Source organism: Aeromonas sp. QDB23 (assembly GCF_027707745.1).
GTDB lineage: Bacteria > Pseudomonadota > Gammaproteobacteria > Enterobacterales > Aeromonadaceae > Aeromonas > Aeromonas allosaccharophila.
Genome location: NZ_JAPCJA010000007.1, coordinates 84,011 through 99,137, shown reverse-complemented (window position 1 = coordinate 99,137; position 15,127 = coordinate 84,011). Strand labels below are relative to the sequence as shown.

Genomic DNA, 15,127 nt, shown 5'->3' with positions numbered 1-15,127 from the left:
ATGTTCAACCAAGACGTGATCGCCGCGGTCAAGGCCGCGAAATTCTGCCGGGTGGTGATCTATCCGCCCGTTCGGGGTTGGTGCGGGGAGCGGGTGCTGCTCGAGGTGGCAGACGAAATCGCCGTGCTTGGACACACAGATTGCCAGCGCGGGGCAGGGCATTGGCTGGTACTCGACACGACGCCTGAGCAAGTGGCAGAGGAGGTCGAACGGCTGAGAGGCGCGCCAGTGCTGGTGTTGAGAGGTGGTGTTGCAAATGGAGCTGTGGATAACTCTGGAGGCGCGGCCCTTGCCAACCAGTGACAAGGGGTATAACGCGCCGTACTATGACTGAGCACGAAAGCCGGACTTAGACCACCCGGCTGATTGACCTAAAGGACCCCTGACCATGACAGCAAAATCGAATACCAGAGATCTATCCGTTGCGACCCAATTGGGCCGAGTGATTGCCATCATGCGCGACGGAAAAGCCCGCACCCTGCGTGACATCGAGCGCGAGTGCTGGAGCCGCTTCGGTCATGCTGACACCCAAGCCGCCATCAGCGCCCGCCTTCGCGAAGTGTGCTGCCATGGCTGGGTAAAACACTCCGGCAACCAGAACATCAACGGCAAGCAGGTGTGGCATTACCGCATCGAGCTGTCTCCCACCACCGAGGCCGTAGCGGCCAAGGCGGTGGCAGCATGATCCCATCAAAAGCCGTAATCCACTCCAATCATATCCGAGAAAAATATCCTGCGAACAGGCGTTCCATTGCCTACCGTAAGCGCGTGCATGGTGTTGGGGTTAATGACGCAGACTACGTAACAAAACCTCTCGTTGATGGAGAAAGGGAGTTCTGCATCGCCTACAGAACATGGGCAAATATGATGGATCGGGCTTATGGTCACAAGCTTCACGCTAGAAAGCCAACCTATGCTGGCGTAATTGTGTGCGATGAATGGCATAGCTTCATGTCATTTCGAGACTGGTTCATACGCCATCACAGTGACGATTGTGAGCTAGACAAGGATCTCTTAGTCCCAGGTGGAAAAATATACGGACCTTCAACCTGTGTGTTCATCCCGATTTGGCTGAATAACTTTTGCAATGACTGCAGTAGCAGTCGTGGCCCGTATATGAGGGGCGTCAGCTTTTCAAAAGAACGGTTGAAGTTTGTTGCTCGTTGCTCTGACGGATCTGGTCGCCCAGTTAACCTGGGTAGATTCGATTCAGAAAGTCACGCCCATGGAGCATGGAAGTCTTACAAGATGCGACTGGCGGAAGACCGCAAAGAAGAAATGGACGCCATAGATGAACGCCTCTTTGCTGGTGTAATCCATCTCATTAAGGGGGCTGCATGAGTTACCCCAAGTATTTCCTCCGCAGCCCCGACATCCGCACCCGGGCCAGCCAACTGGTCGCCAGCCTGCCGGTTGACCAGAACAAGCCGCTGGTCCTCGAAATCAAGGAGATGACCCGCAGCCTGGCCCAGAACGCTCTGTTTTGGGCTGTCATGACCGACATCGCCGAGCAGGTGAACTGGCACGGCCGCAAGCTCTCCAAAGAGGACTGGAAACACGTCCTCTCCGCCGCCCTGTACCAGCAGGACGTAGTTCCGAATATCGACGGTAACGGGTTCGTGGTGCTGGGCAAGTCCACCTCCAAGATGACCGTGCGCGAGATGCGCGATCTCATTGAGCTGGCGCAATCCTTCGGCGCCCAGCAGGGCGTGAAGTTCGGGGATGAATCCCGCCGCGGCTTCGACTGGGTGGCGGCATACGGGAGGGCGGCAGCATGAGCAAGACCAAGGATGACCAGCAGCACCTATCCGACGTTGCCTCCCTGGGTTGCATTGCCTGCCGCAATGCCGGGCATGGCGCCACGCCAGCGGAAATCCATCATGTTCGCTCTGGGTCTGGCATGGCCCAGCGCGCAGCTCACAACCGGGTGCTGCCACTGTGCCCACGGCACCACCGCGCTTGCTACGCCACAGGATTTCACGCTGCACCGCGCACTTGGCAACAGGAGCACGGTAGCGAGGAGGATCTGCTGGAGCAGGTAGCCCGGGAAGTGGCCAAGCTGCGCAAGAACACCATCGGGAGGGCGGCATGATCCACCTTTCCGCTCTCGACGCGGCCCGCCTGCTCGGCAAGCACCCGAAAGCCAAATCGGTAGTGAACCAAGCCAAGAAGGCGAAGCAGGTCGATGAGTTGCACAGCAAGGTGCTGGCCCAGCTTGTCGGCTTCCCTGACCCCACCACCGAGCTGGTATTCCACCCCAAGCGAAAATGGCGACTCGATTTTGCCTGGCCGACCCGCATGATCGCCGTCGAGATCCACGGCGGCATTCACTCCGGTGGCCGCCACACTCGCGGCAAGGGGTTCGTGGAGGACCGCGCCAAGATGAATGAGGCCGCCCTGCTCGGGTGGACCGTGCTGGAAGTCACCCCGGAACACGTCAAATCCGGACAGCTGCGCGCCTGGCTGCTCACCGCTTTCAATCAGGACCAAGACCAAAAGAGGACCAACCCATGAGCAATTCACTGGAAATGGCACTGCGCCTGTTCTCACCAAAGGGGGCGCTACATGAGCCAACCTCCAGCAACTTCAATGCCCTTGGGCGCGACGACTTTATCGGCGCCCTGCAGGTGGCCGCCAAAAACAACCCGCAGGGGCTCCAGTTCCTGATGGCCGATCACCAGCTCGATGCCGCCGCCATCTCTGAGCTGGCAGCGCATTTCGAGGGGGCGATAGGTAATGCCGAGGCCGGTGGCATGGCGCTGGCTATCCTGTTGCGCCGCCCGCTGCCTGAGCAGCTGGACAGACTGGTGCTGTCTCACCCCCATTACGACAAGGAGCGCCGCCGAGCCGCCGTGGTGATGGAGAAGGCAAAACGCGCCCACCGTGCCGGAAATGACCACGAATATCAGCGCCTGCTGGCTGAGCGTAACGGGATCTTGTCTCTCGCCCACGACCACTGTGTCGCCGAGATGCTGCAATCCGGCCGCTGCCCTCACTGCAAGGGCACCGGGATCCGCCCCCGCAAGGGTGACGAGTGCCCCAAGTGTCACGGTACCGGGCGAGTCGTGCCACATGCTGATATGGTGGCACGCCGGTTCGGCCAGGAGATTCGCCAGCGCGTAGAGCAACTGGTTGATGAAGTGATCCACCAGGCTTCAGACCTGTCCAAGATCATGGACCGGCAGGTGCGCCAGATGCGGGCTGCATAAGGGGAGGCGGAGATGGATAATGGCAAGCTGGAGTTTACAAAGGAGCAGGTCGAGCTGTTCAGAGAATGGTTTGATGCAGTCCAAGACCTCAATCCTGCCTATCTCAATAAGGGCGATTATGCCCTCGGCAAGGAGCTGTACGAACGCCTTGGTCTAAGGGTTCCAAATAGCATATCGACCAACGCTGGAGGTAGAGGGAAAAGGATGAACGGCATTATCAAAAAGCTCACCCCCTTGCTCACTGCTGGACTTTTACGATGAGTGCTCTGGATCTTGCACACAAGCCACTGTTTCTTCTCGGGGTGTCGTGTTTGTCGATGGTAAGCACGTTGTTAGCAGTGATGAGATGCGAAAGATACGAGAGCAAGCTCGCCTTTTCGTAATCGCCAGAAAGAGAAGCTGATGGCTGTTGCTTGAATCCCCACCGCCCCAGCGTTAGTATCTATCAAAGATGGCCAGATTCCCCCGGGACTCTGGCCTTTTTCATTTCCGGCCCGCCATCGTGCGGGCTTTGTCGTTTCTGGAGCGCGTATGGACGCAAGCGGTGGTGATCAGTTGCACCAGGCTGGCAGTTGGATCACCCGCATGGTCGGACCTAACGGCGGGTATCTGTGGATGGTTGCCCTTGCCATATGGGGTGGGACCGTCAGCTACCTGTCGAGATTGAAGCAGAGTCCAGCCCTATCGTTCTCTCTGGCTGAGTTGGCGGGTGAATGGGCTATCTCGGGGTTTGCAGGGCTGCTTATGGCCTACCTCTGCACCGAGATGAATATGAGTTGGTACATGACCGCAGTCGCCACCGGTATCACCGGGCATATGGGCGGGCGCGGTCTTTTCATGATCGAGCTGTGGATCAAGCGTCGGCTCGGAATGTCAGATGAGGGGAGACCGCAATGACACAGCGTTGGGTAGAAGAGGCACGCCGACATATCGGGCTGATTGAAATCAAGGGGCCGAAGCACAACCCGGAAATCGTGGCGATGTGGAAAGCAATCAAGCGGGGCGGCATCCGTGATGATGAAACCCCTTGGTGTGCCGCCTTTGTCGGGGCATGCCTGGAGCGGGTCGGCATTCAGTCAACCCGGTTCGAAGGGGCTCGCTCCTATGCCTCTTGGGGGGAGAAGCTGGAAGCGCCGGTTGCAGGCTGTGTGGTTGTGTTCAGCCGTGACGGTGGCGGTCATGTTGGTTTCGTCGTGGGGCAGGACAAGGCTGGCAATCTGCTGGTGCTCGGCGGCAATCAGGATGACGCCGTGAATGTGAAGTCATTCAAGCGCCACCGGGCAACCGCATACCGCTGGCCTGCTGGTGAGCCCCTGCCGGTGGGTGAGCTTCCTGTGATGGCTGCCGCCGAGTTCTCGAAGTCAGAGGCGTAGGCGTCAGCCTTGCCGATATCGCCGGGTAACCGGTAACAGCAGAGGAGAGTGCGATGGAACACATCGTTGAGGTGGTCATCAACTGGATTGTCATCCTGATGGCTGTAGTGGGCGGCGCGTCCATGGTGGTGCAGGGGCTGGCTAAGATCGCGGCCGTCACCCCGTCCACCCGGGACGATGAGGTGATCGGGAAGGTGCAGGCCTTCTTGGTTGGCCTGACCAAGGTGCTGGATAAGCTGGCTATGAACCTGCCGGCTGAGAAAGCCAGGAAGCAATAACATGAACAGCTTGCTCCAACTGCTCGACATTCTAACGGCCCTTCTGGGCCGTTGGCTTAAGCGGGAGAGGGCAAGGGAGGTGCAGGAAAGCCATGACAAGAATCATGCGGACCCACAGGGGCGTTTTGCTGAGCGTTTCGGTGCTGCTTCTGGCCAGTTGTCAGACAGCTCCAAGCCACACAGCGAACTGCCCGCCACCCACACCCAGGCTGACATGGAACCCCGCCGCTAATGGCGGGGTTTGTCTTTCTGGGGAATCCACAGCCGACTTACTGGACTATCTCGATGGACTGGAGCGATGCGGTGGTTAATGGCGTGACCGTGACCGGGGTTGTTACTCACGTGAGGGAGTATGACGGGAGTCAGGCCCTGGTCACCCTGAATACTGGCGTCTCCGTCGTAGTACCGGCTACCCATCAGCCCGTACCCGGCGACACCCTTGTTGAAGGCGAGCTATCTCTCTAAATGGCCAAGACCGACTGGGCACAGCTCAATGCAGAGTTCCTGCAGGAGCATGAAGCGACCGGCATCAGTGCGAAAGACTGGTGTGACAGCCGCGGCCTGAACTACAACTCGGCGCGTCGCTATTTGAAATCTCGGGGGCAATCCCCTGCGCAACCTGACAAATCTCGCGTAGCTGCGCAATCTGCGCATTCCGAAGTGCGCAAAACTGCGCAATCTGCGCAAAGTGCGCAACCCAAGGGGAATGAAGGCAAGGCCAAGAGGAGGGAGGGAAGAGGGGAGAAGTCCTCCGCATCCACTCGCACCCCGGCAGACTCAGCCCAGAACCCGAAAACAAACGGCCGGGATAGCAGCGGCCGCTTCACCGAGGGCAACCCTGGCAACCCCAACCCAGTCACGAAGTGGAAGCCCGGCGACCGCCCGGCGCTGACCCATGGCGGTTATGCCAAGTTCCTCGATGCCGAGGAGCTGTTCGACCAGGCCCGCGAGCTGCAACTGCGCGACGAGCTGGACTTCACCCGGGCTCGCGTCATCTCCGTCACCAAGCTGCTCAAGGGGCTGCAGCAGGACCTGGTCACCGCCAGCGAGATGACCGACCGGATCGGGCTCTACGACAAGATCCTGAAAGCAGAGCAGGCCCTCGACCGCAACATCCAGCGGATTGAGTCCATTGAGCGGACCCTGAGCGCCCTTCGCATCGACGAGGTGAGCGTGCCCAAGATTGAGGAGGATACTCGGCGCATCCGGGCTGCTGCCCGCAAGCTGACGGCCGAAGCCGATCGGCTCGAGAAGGATGGCGGCAGCGAGGCCACTCCGGTCAGCGAGATGGTGACCGAGCTCCAGGGAATGGGGACTGGCGGGTTGATGAACAGGTGAACTAGATATACTGTGTCTTTTTGTCATCGAATGGAGCTTGGTATGAGCGATGATGTAGACGTTAGCAATAGCCAGAATGAGCAAGCTGTTCAACACGATGGTTTTGTAATAGATGGGCACTTAGCAAACTTAGTTGGACTGTTTAACAAGAATCCAGGCGTGGGTTTCGGCATCACGCTCACTGTTGGAGGGACGTTAGTATCTGGGCAGCTCATTTCTGGTAAGGAGTATTTTGACCATCTCGCAGATTTACTGCATCAAGATGATCAAGTAGAGGGCTCCGTCTCAAATACTCTTTCAAGAGAGATGAAGTGGATGTCTGAGAATATCTACAGTGATCCTGATAGCAACAAGACTGTTTACATTCATCTCAAGGATGCTCAGCATTACTCCGGTGTTACACCATTACCGACTAATGGTGGATATTGGCGCGGTAGGCTGTGCGACGTTTCTGGGTTCACGCTTGGGTCAATGTCAGTAAGTCAGAGTTAGCAAGCTTGATAACCTATATCTAAACCCGCTTCGGCGGGTTTTTTATTGCCTGAGGATCCACCAATGACCGAACTCGACACCTCCGCCATGACTGAGCAGGAGCAGATGGCCTACATCCGCTCGAAGCTCAGCGATAAGTGGTGGCGAATGAACAACCTCTACATGATCGAGAACGAGCAGGGCCAGTTGGTGCGCTTCCGGTTGCGCCCGGCGCAGGAGCTTCTGTTCCGGACCATGTGGTGGTTGAACATCATCCTCAAGGCGCGCCAGCTCGGATTCTCCACGGCCATCGACATCTATCTGCTGGACGAGGCGCTGTTCAACAAGAACCTCAAGTGCGGGATCATCGCCCAGGACCTGACGGCCGCCGGCGAGATCTACCGCACCAAGATTGAAGTGCCCTTTGATAACCTGCCGGGCTGGCTCAAGGCTCAGTTCAAAGTGGTGACCCGGCGCGGCGGGGCGAATGGCGGGCACATCCTGTTCCGGCATGGCTCCAGCATCCAGGTGGCCACCTCGTTCCGCTCCGGTACCGTCCAGCGCCTGCATGTATCCGAGCACGGGAAGATCTGCGCCAAATACCCGGAGAAGGCCAAGGAGGTGCGAACCGGGACGCTGCAGGCGATCCACCCGGGCGCTGTGGCCTTCATCGAGAGCACCGCCGAAGGGGTAGGGGGCGACTTCCACGCCATGAGCATGAAATCCCTCGAGCTGGCCAGGGCATCCGGTGAACTCAGTCAGCTCGACTGGAAGTTCCACTTCTTCGCCTGGTGGCAGGATCCCAAGTATCGCGCCGACGTCCCCGCTTCCGGTGTGGTGATGAGCAAGACCCAGGCGGAGTATTTCGCCGCGGTCGAGAAGGCGATGGATTGCACCATTACCGACGAGCAGCGGCAATGGTACGTGCTGAAAGAGTCCACCTTGGGCGCCGAGATGAAGCAGGAGTTCCCCAGCACGCCACTGGAGGCCTTCCTGACCTCTGGGCGCCGGGTGTTCGACCCCATCCATACCATGGATGCCGAGGGCGATTGCATGGCCCCGCTCATCGTCTACGACATCGACCCGGTGACCGGCAAGCGGGAGAAGGCTCGCAAGCCTGAGAAGCTGGACGAGCGTGGCCAGCGCTCCCTCGAGAACATGCTGCTGGTCTGGGAGCTGCCAGACCCCGACGAGGATTACGCCATCGGCGCCGACGTGGCGGAAGGGCTGGAGCACGGCGACCGCTCAAGCCTCGACGTGACAGCCAAGAGTGACGGCCGGCAGGTGGCACACTGGTTCGGGCATCTGGATCCCGGGCTGTTTGCCCAACTGCTGGCCCACGTTGGAAGGTTCTACGGCAGCGCAGAGCATGGCCCGGCCTACATCGGGCCAGAGCGCAACAACCACGGCCACGCCGTGCTGCTCAAGCTCCGTGAAATCTACCCGACCCGACGCATCTACACCCAGGAGCACATCGACCGGGACCGCGACGACGAGACGCCACGCCTTGGCTGGCTCACCACCCGGCAGTCCAAGCCGATCCTGGTTGATGGCCTCAAGGCCCTGCTGCGTGCCGGGCAGTCCGGGATCCGCTGGATAGGCACCATTTCCGAAGCCACCACCTACGTCTACGACAAATCCGGCAGCATGAACGCCCAGGACGGCTGCTACGACGACCAGCTGATGAGCTACATGATTGCCCAAGAGATGCGCGCTCGCATGCCTGCCCGCATCGTCAAACCCGAATCCACCCGTAAACCCAAGCATTGGATGGCCAACTGATGATCAACTCACAACCCAAAGCCCCCGAGAAGGGCGGCCTCGATACGCAGAAGCTGCTCGCGCTGATGAGCGATATCAATGGCCAGCCGGATTGGCGAAGCCTTGCCAACCGATCCTGTGCCTACTACGACGGCGACCAGTTGCCGCCAGAGGTGGTTAAGGTGCTCAAAGAGCGGGGGCAGCCCATCACCATCCACAACCTTATTGCCCCGCCTATCGACGGCGTGCTGGGGATGGAGGCCAAGAGTCGTACCGACCTGATGGTTATCGCTGACGACCACGATGATGAGCTCGAGCAGCTGGCCGAAGCTGTAAACGCCGAATATTCAGACATGTGCCGCCTTGGCGGGCTGGATCGCGCCCGGGGCGAGGCATATGGCGGCCAGATCAAGACCGGCTTGGGCTGGGTTGAGGTGAGCCGTCGTGGCGATCCGTTCGGCCCGCGCTACAAGTTCAGCAACGTACACCGGGACGAAGTGTATTGGGATTGGCACAGCCGGGAGCCCGACTTGAGCGATTGCCGCTGGCTGATGCGCCGCCGCTGGGTTGATCTGGATGAAGCCAAGACCATGTTCCCGAGCAAGGCCACGGCGCTGGAATGGGGCGTCAACGATTGGGAGGGAATGGTTAGTCTCACTTCTATCGAGGGGCTTGATCCCAACCTTGTCAGCGCATACGACGAATGGAGCCAGTTCAGCGGAAAAGAAGTGGAATGGTGCAGCCGGGAGCGGGATCGCGTCCTGCTGCAGGTGGTCTACTACCGCACATACACCATGCGCCAGGTATTGATGCTCGACTCTGGCCGAGCGCTGGAGTTTGACAAGAGCAACCAGCTGCACCGCGCCGCCATTGCCAGCGGTCGCGCCAGGCTGGAACGCTGTCCGGTAGCCGTGATCCGCGAGTCGTGGTTCGTCGGCCCCCATCATCTGGTCGATCGCCCCTGCACCGCCCCGCACAACATGTATCCGCTGGTGCCGTTCTGGGGATACCGCAAAGACAGCTCTGGTGAACCTTATGGCCTGATTGCCCGCGCCATGCCAGCACAGGATGAGGTGAACCTGCGCCGCATCAAGCTCACCTTCTTGCTGCAGGCCAAGCGCGTCATCATGGATAAGGACGCCACCAACATGAGCCGGGATCAGGTGCTGGAGCAGGTAGAGCGCCCGGATGGCTATATTGAGCTCAATCCTGACCGCGCCAACAAGACCAGCGTGAGTGACGCCTTCAAGGTGGAGCAGGATTTCAACGTGGCGGCCCAGCAGTTCCAGGTGATGCAGGACTCGGTGAAGCTCATCCAGGACACCATGGGCGTCTACGCAGCATTCCTGGGGCAGGGCTCGACCGGCCAATCTGGTGTTGCCATCAGCAACCTGGTGGAGCAGGGTGCGACCACCCTCTCTGAGATCAACGACAACTACCGGATGGGCTGCCAGCAGGTTGGGCAACTGGCACTGGCCTATCTGCTTGAGGATATGGCCAGCAAGCGCAACTACAAGGTGACCGTGAACCGGGATGACCCCCGCCGCCGCAAGGCCGTAGTGGTCAACGTGGAGCAGGAGGATGGCAAACTCACCAATGATGTGACCCGGCTGCGGGCACATATCGCACTGGCGCCGATCCAGCAGACTGCCGCCTACAAGCAACAACTGGCCGAGCGGATGACCCAGGCTATGTCCCAACTTCCGCCCGCGGCGGCAGGTGCTTGCTTTGACCTGCTGGTCGAGCTGATGGACGTACCGCGCAAGGCCGAGTTTGTGGAGCGGATCCGCAATGCCCTGAACATCCCGAAAGACCCGGACGAGATGAACGAGGAGGAGCGCGCAGCCGCCGAGCAGCAAGCCCAGCAGGCCCAGATGCAGCAGGAGCTTGCCATGCGCGAGATGCAGGCCAAGCTGGCAGAGTTGGAGGGCAAGGCCGCCAAGTGGCAGGCAGAGGCTCAGCGCATCGCCAAGCTGACCGACTCTATCCGGTTCGAGGATGCCCTCAAGCAGGCCCAGACCGGCAAGACGCTGCAGGAGATGGAGCAGTTGGCAGCCCAGCAGCAGGCGATGCAGACCGAGCAGGCAGCCCTGCAGGCGCAGCTGCTGGACAGCATCCAACAGCAGATCGACGCCATCGCGCTCTGATAGTTGCTTTCCTGACCTGCCAGCGTTACGATTTCTCCAACATGGCCCAGTCTCTCGAGATTGGGCCTTTTTCATTTCCAGACCCGGCCATTGTGCCGGGTTTTTTATTTGGAACGAGTCATGACCGACCAGCAACACCTTGATGCCGAGATGGAGCGAGATATTCAGACGCTCGAACTGACCGCCCCACGCGTCACCCCTGAGCAGATCGATGCTCTGATGCGTGGCGTTCGCTATGAGGTGCAGGTTGTGCCTGGCACCACAACCACGCTGGCCACCGCCATTGCTGCCAACGGCTTCACCCTTGCCATCGGCATGACCGCCTGCGCCGACCCGGCCAACTTCAATGCAGATCTTGGCGCCAAGTACGCCATCAAGGATGCCGAAGCCAAGGCCCGCCAAGAGCTGTGGAAGCTGGAAGGCTGGCGGCTCAAGTGCCACCTTGAAGAAATGAGCGGGCCGCGAGTCGGTGGCGCAACACCACCGATTATCTCAACAAGGATTGCAGTTGCAGAGGGCGAGATAGTGGTTTGCTCTGTTGGCGAGAATGAACAGCAGCACCAGGTCGCTGTCGAGAGCGCAAAGAAACAGTACCTCTCTAGACGAGAGGCGCGACCCTCCGAGAGATTTTGAGTTGAAGTGAATCCCTAGCGATAGACGACAGACCTTGCCCGCCTTGTGCGGGCTTTTTTGTGCCCAGCTCCGGCCGGGGAGGGCTTTCACCGAGAGCCTTCCCCCGCTTGGGCAGCGATACCACCCACTGAAAACCCACGAGGACAACCATGGATAAGAACATCGACAACCTGACCGGGACTGAGAGCCTGGACGAACTGGAAGCCATGCTGGAGGCGATCGAGCGTGAGCCCGATGCCGAGCTGGATGATGGCACTGCTACCGAGCAAACGGACGTAGACCCCGCGCCGTCGGCGGGTGAGGTGGCAGCCGGTAACGAACAAGCCAACACCGAGCAGGGCGATGAAGGGGCCACGGAGCCTGAGAAGGTGATCCTGGCCAAGAGCGGTCAACACACCATCCCGTATGAAGTGCTGGAGCAGTCGCGCAATGAGGTCAAGGTGCTGCGTGAGCAGTTGGCCGCATCGCAGCAGGCCCAAGCCGAGCGGGACAAGCTGCAGGCGCTGATGGAGAAGCACGGGATCAACCCCGACGTGGACCCCGACGACATCAGCCAGGAGGAGCTCGAGCAGTTGGCGCAGGACTACCCGGATCTCGGCAAGTCCATCGCCGCCATTGCCCGCAAGCTCCAAAAGCTGGAGCCCCAGGTCGCCCCGCAGCAGGTTCAACCCACCCTCAACCCGGTACAGGCCGCACTGCAGGCGGTACCTGATCTGGTGAGCTGGCGGGAAAAGGACCAGGACCGTTTCGACTTCGCCATCATCGTCGATGAGAAGCTCCAGGCTGATCCCGCGTGGAAAGGCAAGTCGCTGGATGAGCGATTCGCAGAGGCGGCGCGCCGCACCAAGCTGGCCTTTGGTGATGAGGTCATCCCTCCCGCCAAGGTACCCGGCAAGGAGGCGGATAAGCCTGCCGATTTCATCCCGTCCAGCCCTTCGGCACTCGGCCAGACCCATCATGCCGCCCCCACTGGAGTGGAGCGCTTTGGCGCCATGTCTCAGACCGAGCTTATCGGCGAGATGGGCGCCATGACGGACGCCCAAATGGAGGCGCTGCTGGAGCAGGCCGGGTACTAACCCACCACCCATTTCAATAAGCCAACCCCGACCACTGTGTCGGGGTTTTTGTTTTCATGTAGGAGAGGACCATGACCCAAGTCACCTCGGCGCAAGCCAACAAGATTTTGCAGGCCGCACTGTTCACGGCGGCCAACCGTTCCCAATCGCTGGTGAACATGCTGACCGAAGAGGCGCCGAAGGGCGTGAAAATTAATGACGGTAAGCAGACCCACCATGGCGCCCCCGTTGTCCGCATTACCGATCTCGCCAAGGGGGCTGGCGATGAAGTGGATATGCAGCTGTTCCACCAACTGTCTGGCCGTCCGACTATGGGCGACAAGAAGCTGGCAGGGCGCCTCGAGAGCATGTCCTTCGCGGACTTCTCTCTCAAGATCAGCCAGATTCGCCACGGCGTGGATGCGGGCGGCAAGATGAGCCAGAAGCGCACCAAACACGACCTGATCAAGACCGCTCGTGCCCTGCTGGCAGACGGCTACTACGGTCGTCTGGTAGATCAGCGAGGCTTTGCTCAGTTGGCCGGTGCTCGCGGTGATTACTCGGCCACCGATATCATCTTGCCGCTGGCGGATGATCCCGAGTTTGCTGAGATCATGATCAACCCGCTGACGGCACCAACCTACGAGCGCCACTTCTTCGGCGGGGATGCGACCTCCTTCGAAGCCATCGACGCTGCAGATCGCTTCAACCTCGGCTGCGTGGACAACATGTCGTTGTTCCTGGCCGAGATGGCCAACCCCATCCAGCCGATCCGCATGGTGGCGGACCCGTCCGGTGGTGAGCCGCTCTATGTGCTCTACGTGACCCCGCGCCAGTGGCACGACTTCTACACCTCCAGCTCCGGCAAGGACTGGCAGGCAATGTTGGCTTCCGCGATGGAGCGTAGCAAGGGCTGGAATCACCCCATCTTCCGCGGGGAAGGTGCAATGTGGCGCGGCATCCTGGTCAAGCAATACAAGGGCATGCCGATTCGCTTCAACCAGGGCAGCACCGTCAAAGTGTGTGCCGCCAACTCCACGACCGGGGCGGAAGTGGACAAGGTTGCCGGTACCTTGATCGACCGCGCCGTGCTGCTGGGTGGCCAGGCGCTGGCCAACGCCTTCGGTTCCGGTGAGCAGGGGGGCTCCTTTGGCATGCACCAAGAGCCGGCCGACCATGGCAACTCGAACGAGATCTCGATCCGTTGGGTCTCCGGCCTGCAAAAGATCCGCTTCAAGCAGCGCAACGGCAACATTCAGGACCATGGTTGCATGGTGCTGGATACCGCGGTGAGTGCCATCGGCCGCTAAGCCGCTGACCCATGGGGCTTCACGGCCCCATTCCAACACTATCTGACCAGACAAGGAGCCATATCATGGCCAAGACTACTCTGATTGCCAAAGCGTACCGCTGGTTTGTCGGCGCGTTCGGCAACCTCTCTATCTCCCCGACCCTGGTGGCCAAGCTGGCTGCCGTACCCGCTGGCGATGTTGTCGCATACGGCGACAAGGTGGAGCCCAACCTGAAAGTGGTGGGTGTGACGATGTTCAGCACTGGGCTGGGCGCGAGTACCACCATCACGGCCAAGATCGGCACGACCACCATCATCAACGCCGAGAGCACGGTGGGGGCGGTGGCAAAGTATTACCCGGTTGATGACCTGATGACCGAGCCTGACCAGGAGATCACCCTCACGGTTGGCGGCGGCGCTGCGACGGGCACAGTCAAGCTCAAGCTGCATTACGAGGTAGTCGGCAACCTGTAAGGCTGCCGATCACTGTCCGCCCGGCCCTGTGCCGGGCTTTTTCGTTTCTGAATAGGAGTCATCGCCATGAGCGACAAGATTGCCGTGGTTTATATCGGCGACAAGCCGAGCAAGAAAGACACCGTCACCGGCTCCCGCCTGGTGTTCCCGCGCCACACCGCTGTTGATGTGGAGAGCCACATCGCCATGCAGCTGCTGGAGTTCCCCTCTGTCTGGATCCGCCATGAGGCACTGGCAGGTGAGCTGGAGCGGCAGGAGTCTATTTCCCAGGCGGCAGCCGAGGAGCTGGAGCGCCTTGCTGCAGAGCAGGCCCGCCTGGCGGAAGAGCAGAGCATGGTGGTCGGTGATCGCGATCTGGCCAAGATGACCTCTGCCCAACTGGCCACCCTGGTGGAAGGGGAAGATCTGGATATCGAGCCGCAGGGCCCGCAAGAGAAGGTGCCCGAATACCGGGTGCGCGTGCGTGATGCCCTGAAGGCCAAGCTGGCAGAGCAGGGGGAATAGCATGCAGATGGTGTCGCGTGAGCAGTTCCTGCCCACCATCAGGCTGCACATCACCGGCCCGCTCGAAGTCATGCTGGGTGAGGCCGTCACCGAGGCGGCCATCACGTTCTGCCGGGAGTCGGCCTTGCTGACCCTTGACCGACTATTGCCAAGCGCGTCAGCCGGCAGCCTGGTGGAGGTCTGCAACATCAGCGGGATGACATCGTGCAATGTGCTGCACCTGACCGGTGAAGGGGGCGCGCCATTTGTCAGTGGGCGTGACTACTTCGCCATGTCGGCCAATGAGCTGAGCATCCTGACTGATCTCAGCGATGCGCGGATCTGGTATGTGGCTGCCCCGGTCAAAGGTGCCACCGACCTCCCAGCCCAGCTCTACCACGATCATGCCGATGCCATTGCCCATGGCGTCGCAGCCTTGCTCTATGCCCAGCCAGACCGCCCTTGGTCTGACCCTAAGCGGGCAGGATACCACCGGACTGAGTTTGTCGAAGGTTGGCGCCGAGCTGGCCGGTTCCGCAAAGAGCACAGCGCCCCGACCCAGGTCGAATTCCACAACCCGCCCCGCAAACACACTTTTTTCTAAAGGACTCCAC

General features: G+C 60.1%; 22 protein-coding genes. All 22 read left to right on the top strand.

Translation table 11 applies throughout. The annotated features are described in order from the left end of the window. The 22 genes from PG888_RS05415 to PG888_RS05310 all read left to right on the top strand — a co-directional run bounded on the left by PG888_RS05415 (position 1) and on the right by PG888_RS05310 (position 15,117). Entirely contained in the window at positions 1-303 is a 303-nt protein-coding gene (locus PG888_RS05415; RefSeq protein ID WP_270692876.1) for a hypothetical protein, read from the top strand. A 151-nt stretch (positions 304-454) separates the two neighbouring features. Beyond that, entirely contained in the window at positions 455-685 is a 231-nt protein-coding gene (locus PG888_RS05410) for a hypothetical protein (protein WP_270692878.1), read from the top strand. Continuing rightward, on the top strand, positions 682-1,341 hold the full coding sequence (locus tag PG888_RS05405; protein ID WP_223954929.1) for a hypothetical protein: 660 nt from the start codon (positions 682-684) through the stop codon (positions 1,339-1,341). Before PG888_RS05410 ends, PG888_RS05405 begins: the two co-directional genes overlap by 4 nt. Beyond that, complete coding sequence (locus tag PG888_RS05400) at positions 1,338-1,778, top strand: recombination protein NinB (RefSeq protein ID WP_270692879.1); 441 nt, start codon at positions 1,338-1,340, stop codon at positions 1,776-1,778. Before PG888_RS05405 ends, PG888_RS05400 begins: the two co-directional genes overlap by 4 nt. Then, positions 1,775-2,092, top strand: a complete 318-nt coding sequence (locus PG888_RS05395) for a Ref family recombination enhancement nuclease (RefSeq protein WP_270692881.1) — start codon at positions 1,775-1,777, stop codon at positions 2,090-2,092. Before PG888_RS05400 ends, PG888_RS05395 begins: the two co-directional genes overlap by 4 nt. Next, the gene (locus tag PG888_RS05390) at positions 2,089-2,514 is read left to right on the top strand and encodes a hypothetical protein (protein ID WP_270692883.1); all 426 of its coding nucleotides are present in this window, start codon (positions 2,089-2,091) and stop codon (positions 2,512-2,514) included. The genes PG888_RS05395 and PG888_RS05390 overlap by 4 nt, the downstream gene beginning before the upstream one ends. After that, the gene (locus tag PG888_RS05385) at positions 2,511-3,209 is read left to right on the top strand and encodes a TIGR02642 family protein (protein ID WP_270692884.1); all 699 of its coding nucleotides are present in this window, start codon (positions 2,511-2,513) and stop codon (positions 3,207-3,209) included. The genes PG888_RS05390 and PG888_RS05385 overlap by 4 nt, the downstream gene beginning before the upstream one ends. Positions 3,210-3,221: 12 nt before the next feature. After that, positions 3,222-3,470, top strand: coding sequence for a hypothetical protein (locus tag PG888_RS05380; protein WP_270692886.1), 249 nt, complete (start codon positions 3,222-3,224; stop codon positions 3,468-3,470). A 270-nt stretch (positions 3,471-3,740) separates the two neighbouring features. Continuing rightward, positions 3,741-4,106 (top strand): phage holin family protein, encoded by a 366-nt coding sequence (locus PG888_RS05375; RefSeq protein WP_205125029.1) that lies wholly within the window; start codon positions 3,741-3,743, stop codon positions 4,104-4,106. Continuing rightward, positions 4,103-4,582: a TIGR02594 family protein gene (locus PG888_RS05370; protein WP_270692888.1), complete on the top strand. Its 480-nt coding sequence runs from the start codon at positions 4,103-4,105 to the stop codon at positions 4,580-4,582. Before PG888_RS05375 ends, PG888_RS05370 begins: the two co-directional genes overlap by 4 nt. 53 nt (positions 4,583-4,635) lie before the next feature. Beyond that, positions 4,636-4,860 carry a hypothetical protein gene (locus PG888_RS05365; RefSeq protein WP_042880547.1) on the top strand — a complete coding sequence of 75 codons (225 nt, stop codon included), beginning with the start codon at positions 4,636-4,638 and terminating at the stop codon, positions 4,858-4,860. A 1-nt stretch (position 4,861) separates the two neighbouring features. Then, the gene (locus tag PG888_RS05360; protein WP_113736141.1) at positions 4,862-5,092 is read left to right on the top strand and encodes a hypothetical protein; all 231 of its coding nucleotides are present in this window, start codon (positions 4,862-4,864) and stop codon (positions 5,090-5,092) included. A 233-nt stretch (positions 5,093-5,325) separates the two neighbouring features. Then, positions 5,326-6,198 (top strand): terminase, encoded by an 873-nt coding sequence (locus tag PG888_RS05355; RefSeq protein ID WP_182939523.1) that lies wholly within the window; start codon positions 5,326-5,328, stop codon positions 6,196-6,198. Positions 6,199-6,240: 42 nt separating this feature from the next. Further along, positions 6,241-6,690, top strand: a complete 450-nt coding sequence (gene gvpU, locus PG888_RS05350) for a gas vesicle accessory protein GvpU (protein ID WP_159392321.1) — start codon at positions 6,241-6,243, stop codon at positions 6,688-6,690. Between the two features lie 63 nt (positions 6,691-6,753). Then, entirely contained in the window at positions 6,754-8,451 is a 1,698-nt protein-coding gene (locus tag PG888_RS05345; RefSeq protein ID WP_182939524.1) for a terminase, read from the top strand. Further along, entirely contained in the window at positions 8,451-10,577 is a 2,127-nt protein-coding gene (locus PG888_RS05340) for a portal protein (RefSeq protein ID WP_270692890.1), read from the top strand. The genes PG888_RS05345 and PG888_RS05340 overlap by 1 nt, the downstream gene beginning before the upstream one ends. Positions 10,578-10,697: 120 nt before the next feature. Then, positions 10,698-11,210 carry a Gp49 family protein gene (locus tag PG888_RS05335; RefSeq protein WP_182939526.1) on the top strand — a complete coding sequence of 171 codons (513 nt, stop codon included), beginning with the start codon at positions 10,698-10,700 and terminating at the stop codon, positions 11,208-11,210. Between the two features lie 149 nt (positions 11,211-11,359). Then, positions 11,360-12,286, top strand: coding sequence for a hypothetical protein (locus tag PG888_RS05330; protein WP_182939527.1), 927 nt, complete (start codon positions 11,360-11,362; stop codon positions 12,284-12,286). A 71-nt stretch (positions 12,287-12,357) separates the two neighbouring features. After that, entirely contained in the window at positions 12,358-13,575 is a 1,218-nt protein-coding gene (locus PG888_RS05325) for a phage capsid family protein (protein WP_270692891.1), read from the top strand. A gap of 65 nt (positions 13,576-13,640) precedes the next feature. Next, a complete protein-coding gene (locus PG888_RS05320) occupies positions 13,641-14,030 on the top strand; it encodes a hypothetical protein (RefSeq protein ID WP_043162873.1) in 390 nt (129 codons plus the stop codon). A 66-nt stretch (positions 14,031-14,096) separates the two neighbouring features. After that, entirely contained in the window at positions 14,097-14,534 is a 438-nt protein-coding gene (locus PG888_RS05315) for a hypothetical protein (RefSeq protein ID WP_043162871.1), read from the top strand. Position 14,535: 1 nt separating this feature from the next. Further along, on the top strand, positions 14,536-15,117 hold the full coding sequence (locus PG888_RS05310; protein ID WP_043162870.1) for a hypothetical protein: 582 nt from the start codon (positions 14,536-14,538) through the stop codon (positions 15,115-15,117). Positions 15,118-15,127: the final 10 nt, after the last annotated feature.

Bases quoted from the DNA above. Each gene is read 5' to 3' on its own strand.
- PG888_RS05415 (WP_270692876.1), top strand. From the start codon at position 1: ATGTTCAACCAAGACGTGATCGCCGCGGTCAAGGCCGCGAAATTCTGC.
- PG888_RS05410 (WP_270692878.1), top strand. From the start codon at position 455: ATGCGCGACGGAAAAGCCCGCACCCTGCGTGACATCGAGCGCGAGTGC.
- PG888_RS05405 (WP_223954929.1), top strand. From the start codon at position 682: ATGATCCCATCAAAAGCCGTAATCCACTCCAATCATATCCGAGAAAAA.
- PG888_RS05400 (WP_270692879.1), top strand. From the start codon at position 1,338: ATGAGTTACCCCAAGTATTTCCTCCGCAGCCCCGACATCCGCACCCGG.
- PG888_RS05395 (WP_270692881.1), top strand. From the start codon at position 1,775: ATGAGCAAGACCAAGGATGACCAGCAGCACCTATCCGACGTTGCCTCC.
- PG888_RS05390 (WP_270692883.1), top strand. From the start codon at position 2,089: ATGATCCACCTTTCCGCTCTCGACGCGGCCCGCCTGCTCGGCAAGCAC.
- PG888_RS05385 (WP_270692884.1), top strand. From the start codon at position 2,511: ATGAGCAATTCACTGGAAATGGCACTGCGCCTGTTCTCACCAAAGGGG.
- PG888_RS05380 (WP_270692886.1), top strand. From the start codon at position 3,222: ATGGATAATGGCAAGCTGGAGTTTACAAAGGAGCAGGTCGAGCTGTTC.
- PG888_RS05375 (WP_205125029.1), top strand. From the start codon at position 3,741: ATGGACGCAAGCGGTGGTGATCAGTTGCACCAGGCTGGCAGTTGGATC.
- PG888_RS05370 (WP_270692888.1), top strand. From the start codon at position 4,103: ATGACACAGCGTTGGGTAGAAGAGGCACGCCGACATATCGGGCTGATT.
- PG888_RS05365 (WP_042880547.1), top strand. From the start codon at position 4,636: ATGGAACACATCGTTGAGGTGGTCATCAACTGGATTGTCATCCTGATG.
- PG888_RS05360 (WP_113736141.1), top strand. From the start codon at position 4,862: ATGAACAGCTTGCTCCAACTGCTCGACATTCTAACGGCCCTTCTGGGC.
- PG888_RS05355 (WP_182939523.1), top strand. From the start codon at position 5,326: ATGGCCAAGACCGACTGGGCACAGCTCAATGCAGAGTTCCTGCAGGAG.
- gvpU (WP_159392321.1), top strand. From the start codon at position 6,241: ATGAGCGATGATGTAGACGTTAGCAATAGCCAGAATGAGCAAGCTGTT.
- PG888_RS05345 (WP_182939524.1), top strand. From the start codon at position 6,754: ATGACCGAACTCGACACCTCCGCCATGACTGAGCAGGAGCAGATGGCC.
- PG888_RS05340 (WP_270692890.1), top strand. From the start codon at position 8,451: ATGATCAACTCACAACCCAAAGCCCCCGAGAAGGGCGGCCTCGATACG.
- PG888_RS05335 (WP_182939526.1), top strand. From the start codon at position 10,698: ATGACCGACCAGCAACACCTTGATGCCGAGATGGAGCGAGATATTCAG.
- PG888_RS05330 (WP_182939527.1), top strand. From the start codon at position 11,360: ATGGATAAGAACATCGACAACCTGACCGGGACTGAGAGCCTGGACGAA.
- PG888_RS05325 (WP_270692891.1), top strand. From the start codon at position 12,358: ATGACCCAAGTCACCTCGGCGCAAGCCAACAAGATTTTGCAGGCCGCA.
- PG888_RS05320 (WP_043162873.1), top strand. From the start codon at position 13,641: ATGGCCAAGACTACTCTGATTGCCAAAGCGTACCGCTGGTTTGTCGGC.
- PG888_RS05315 (WP_043162871.1), top strand. From the start codon at position 14,097: ATGAGCGACAAGATTGCCGTGGTTTATATCGGCGACAAGCCGAGCAAG.
- PG888_RS05310 (WP_043162870.1), top strand. From the start codon at position 14,536: ATGCAGATGGTGTCGCGTGAGCAGTTCCTGCCCACCATCAGGCTGCAC.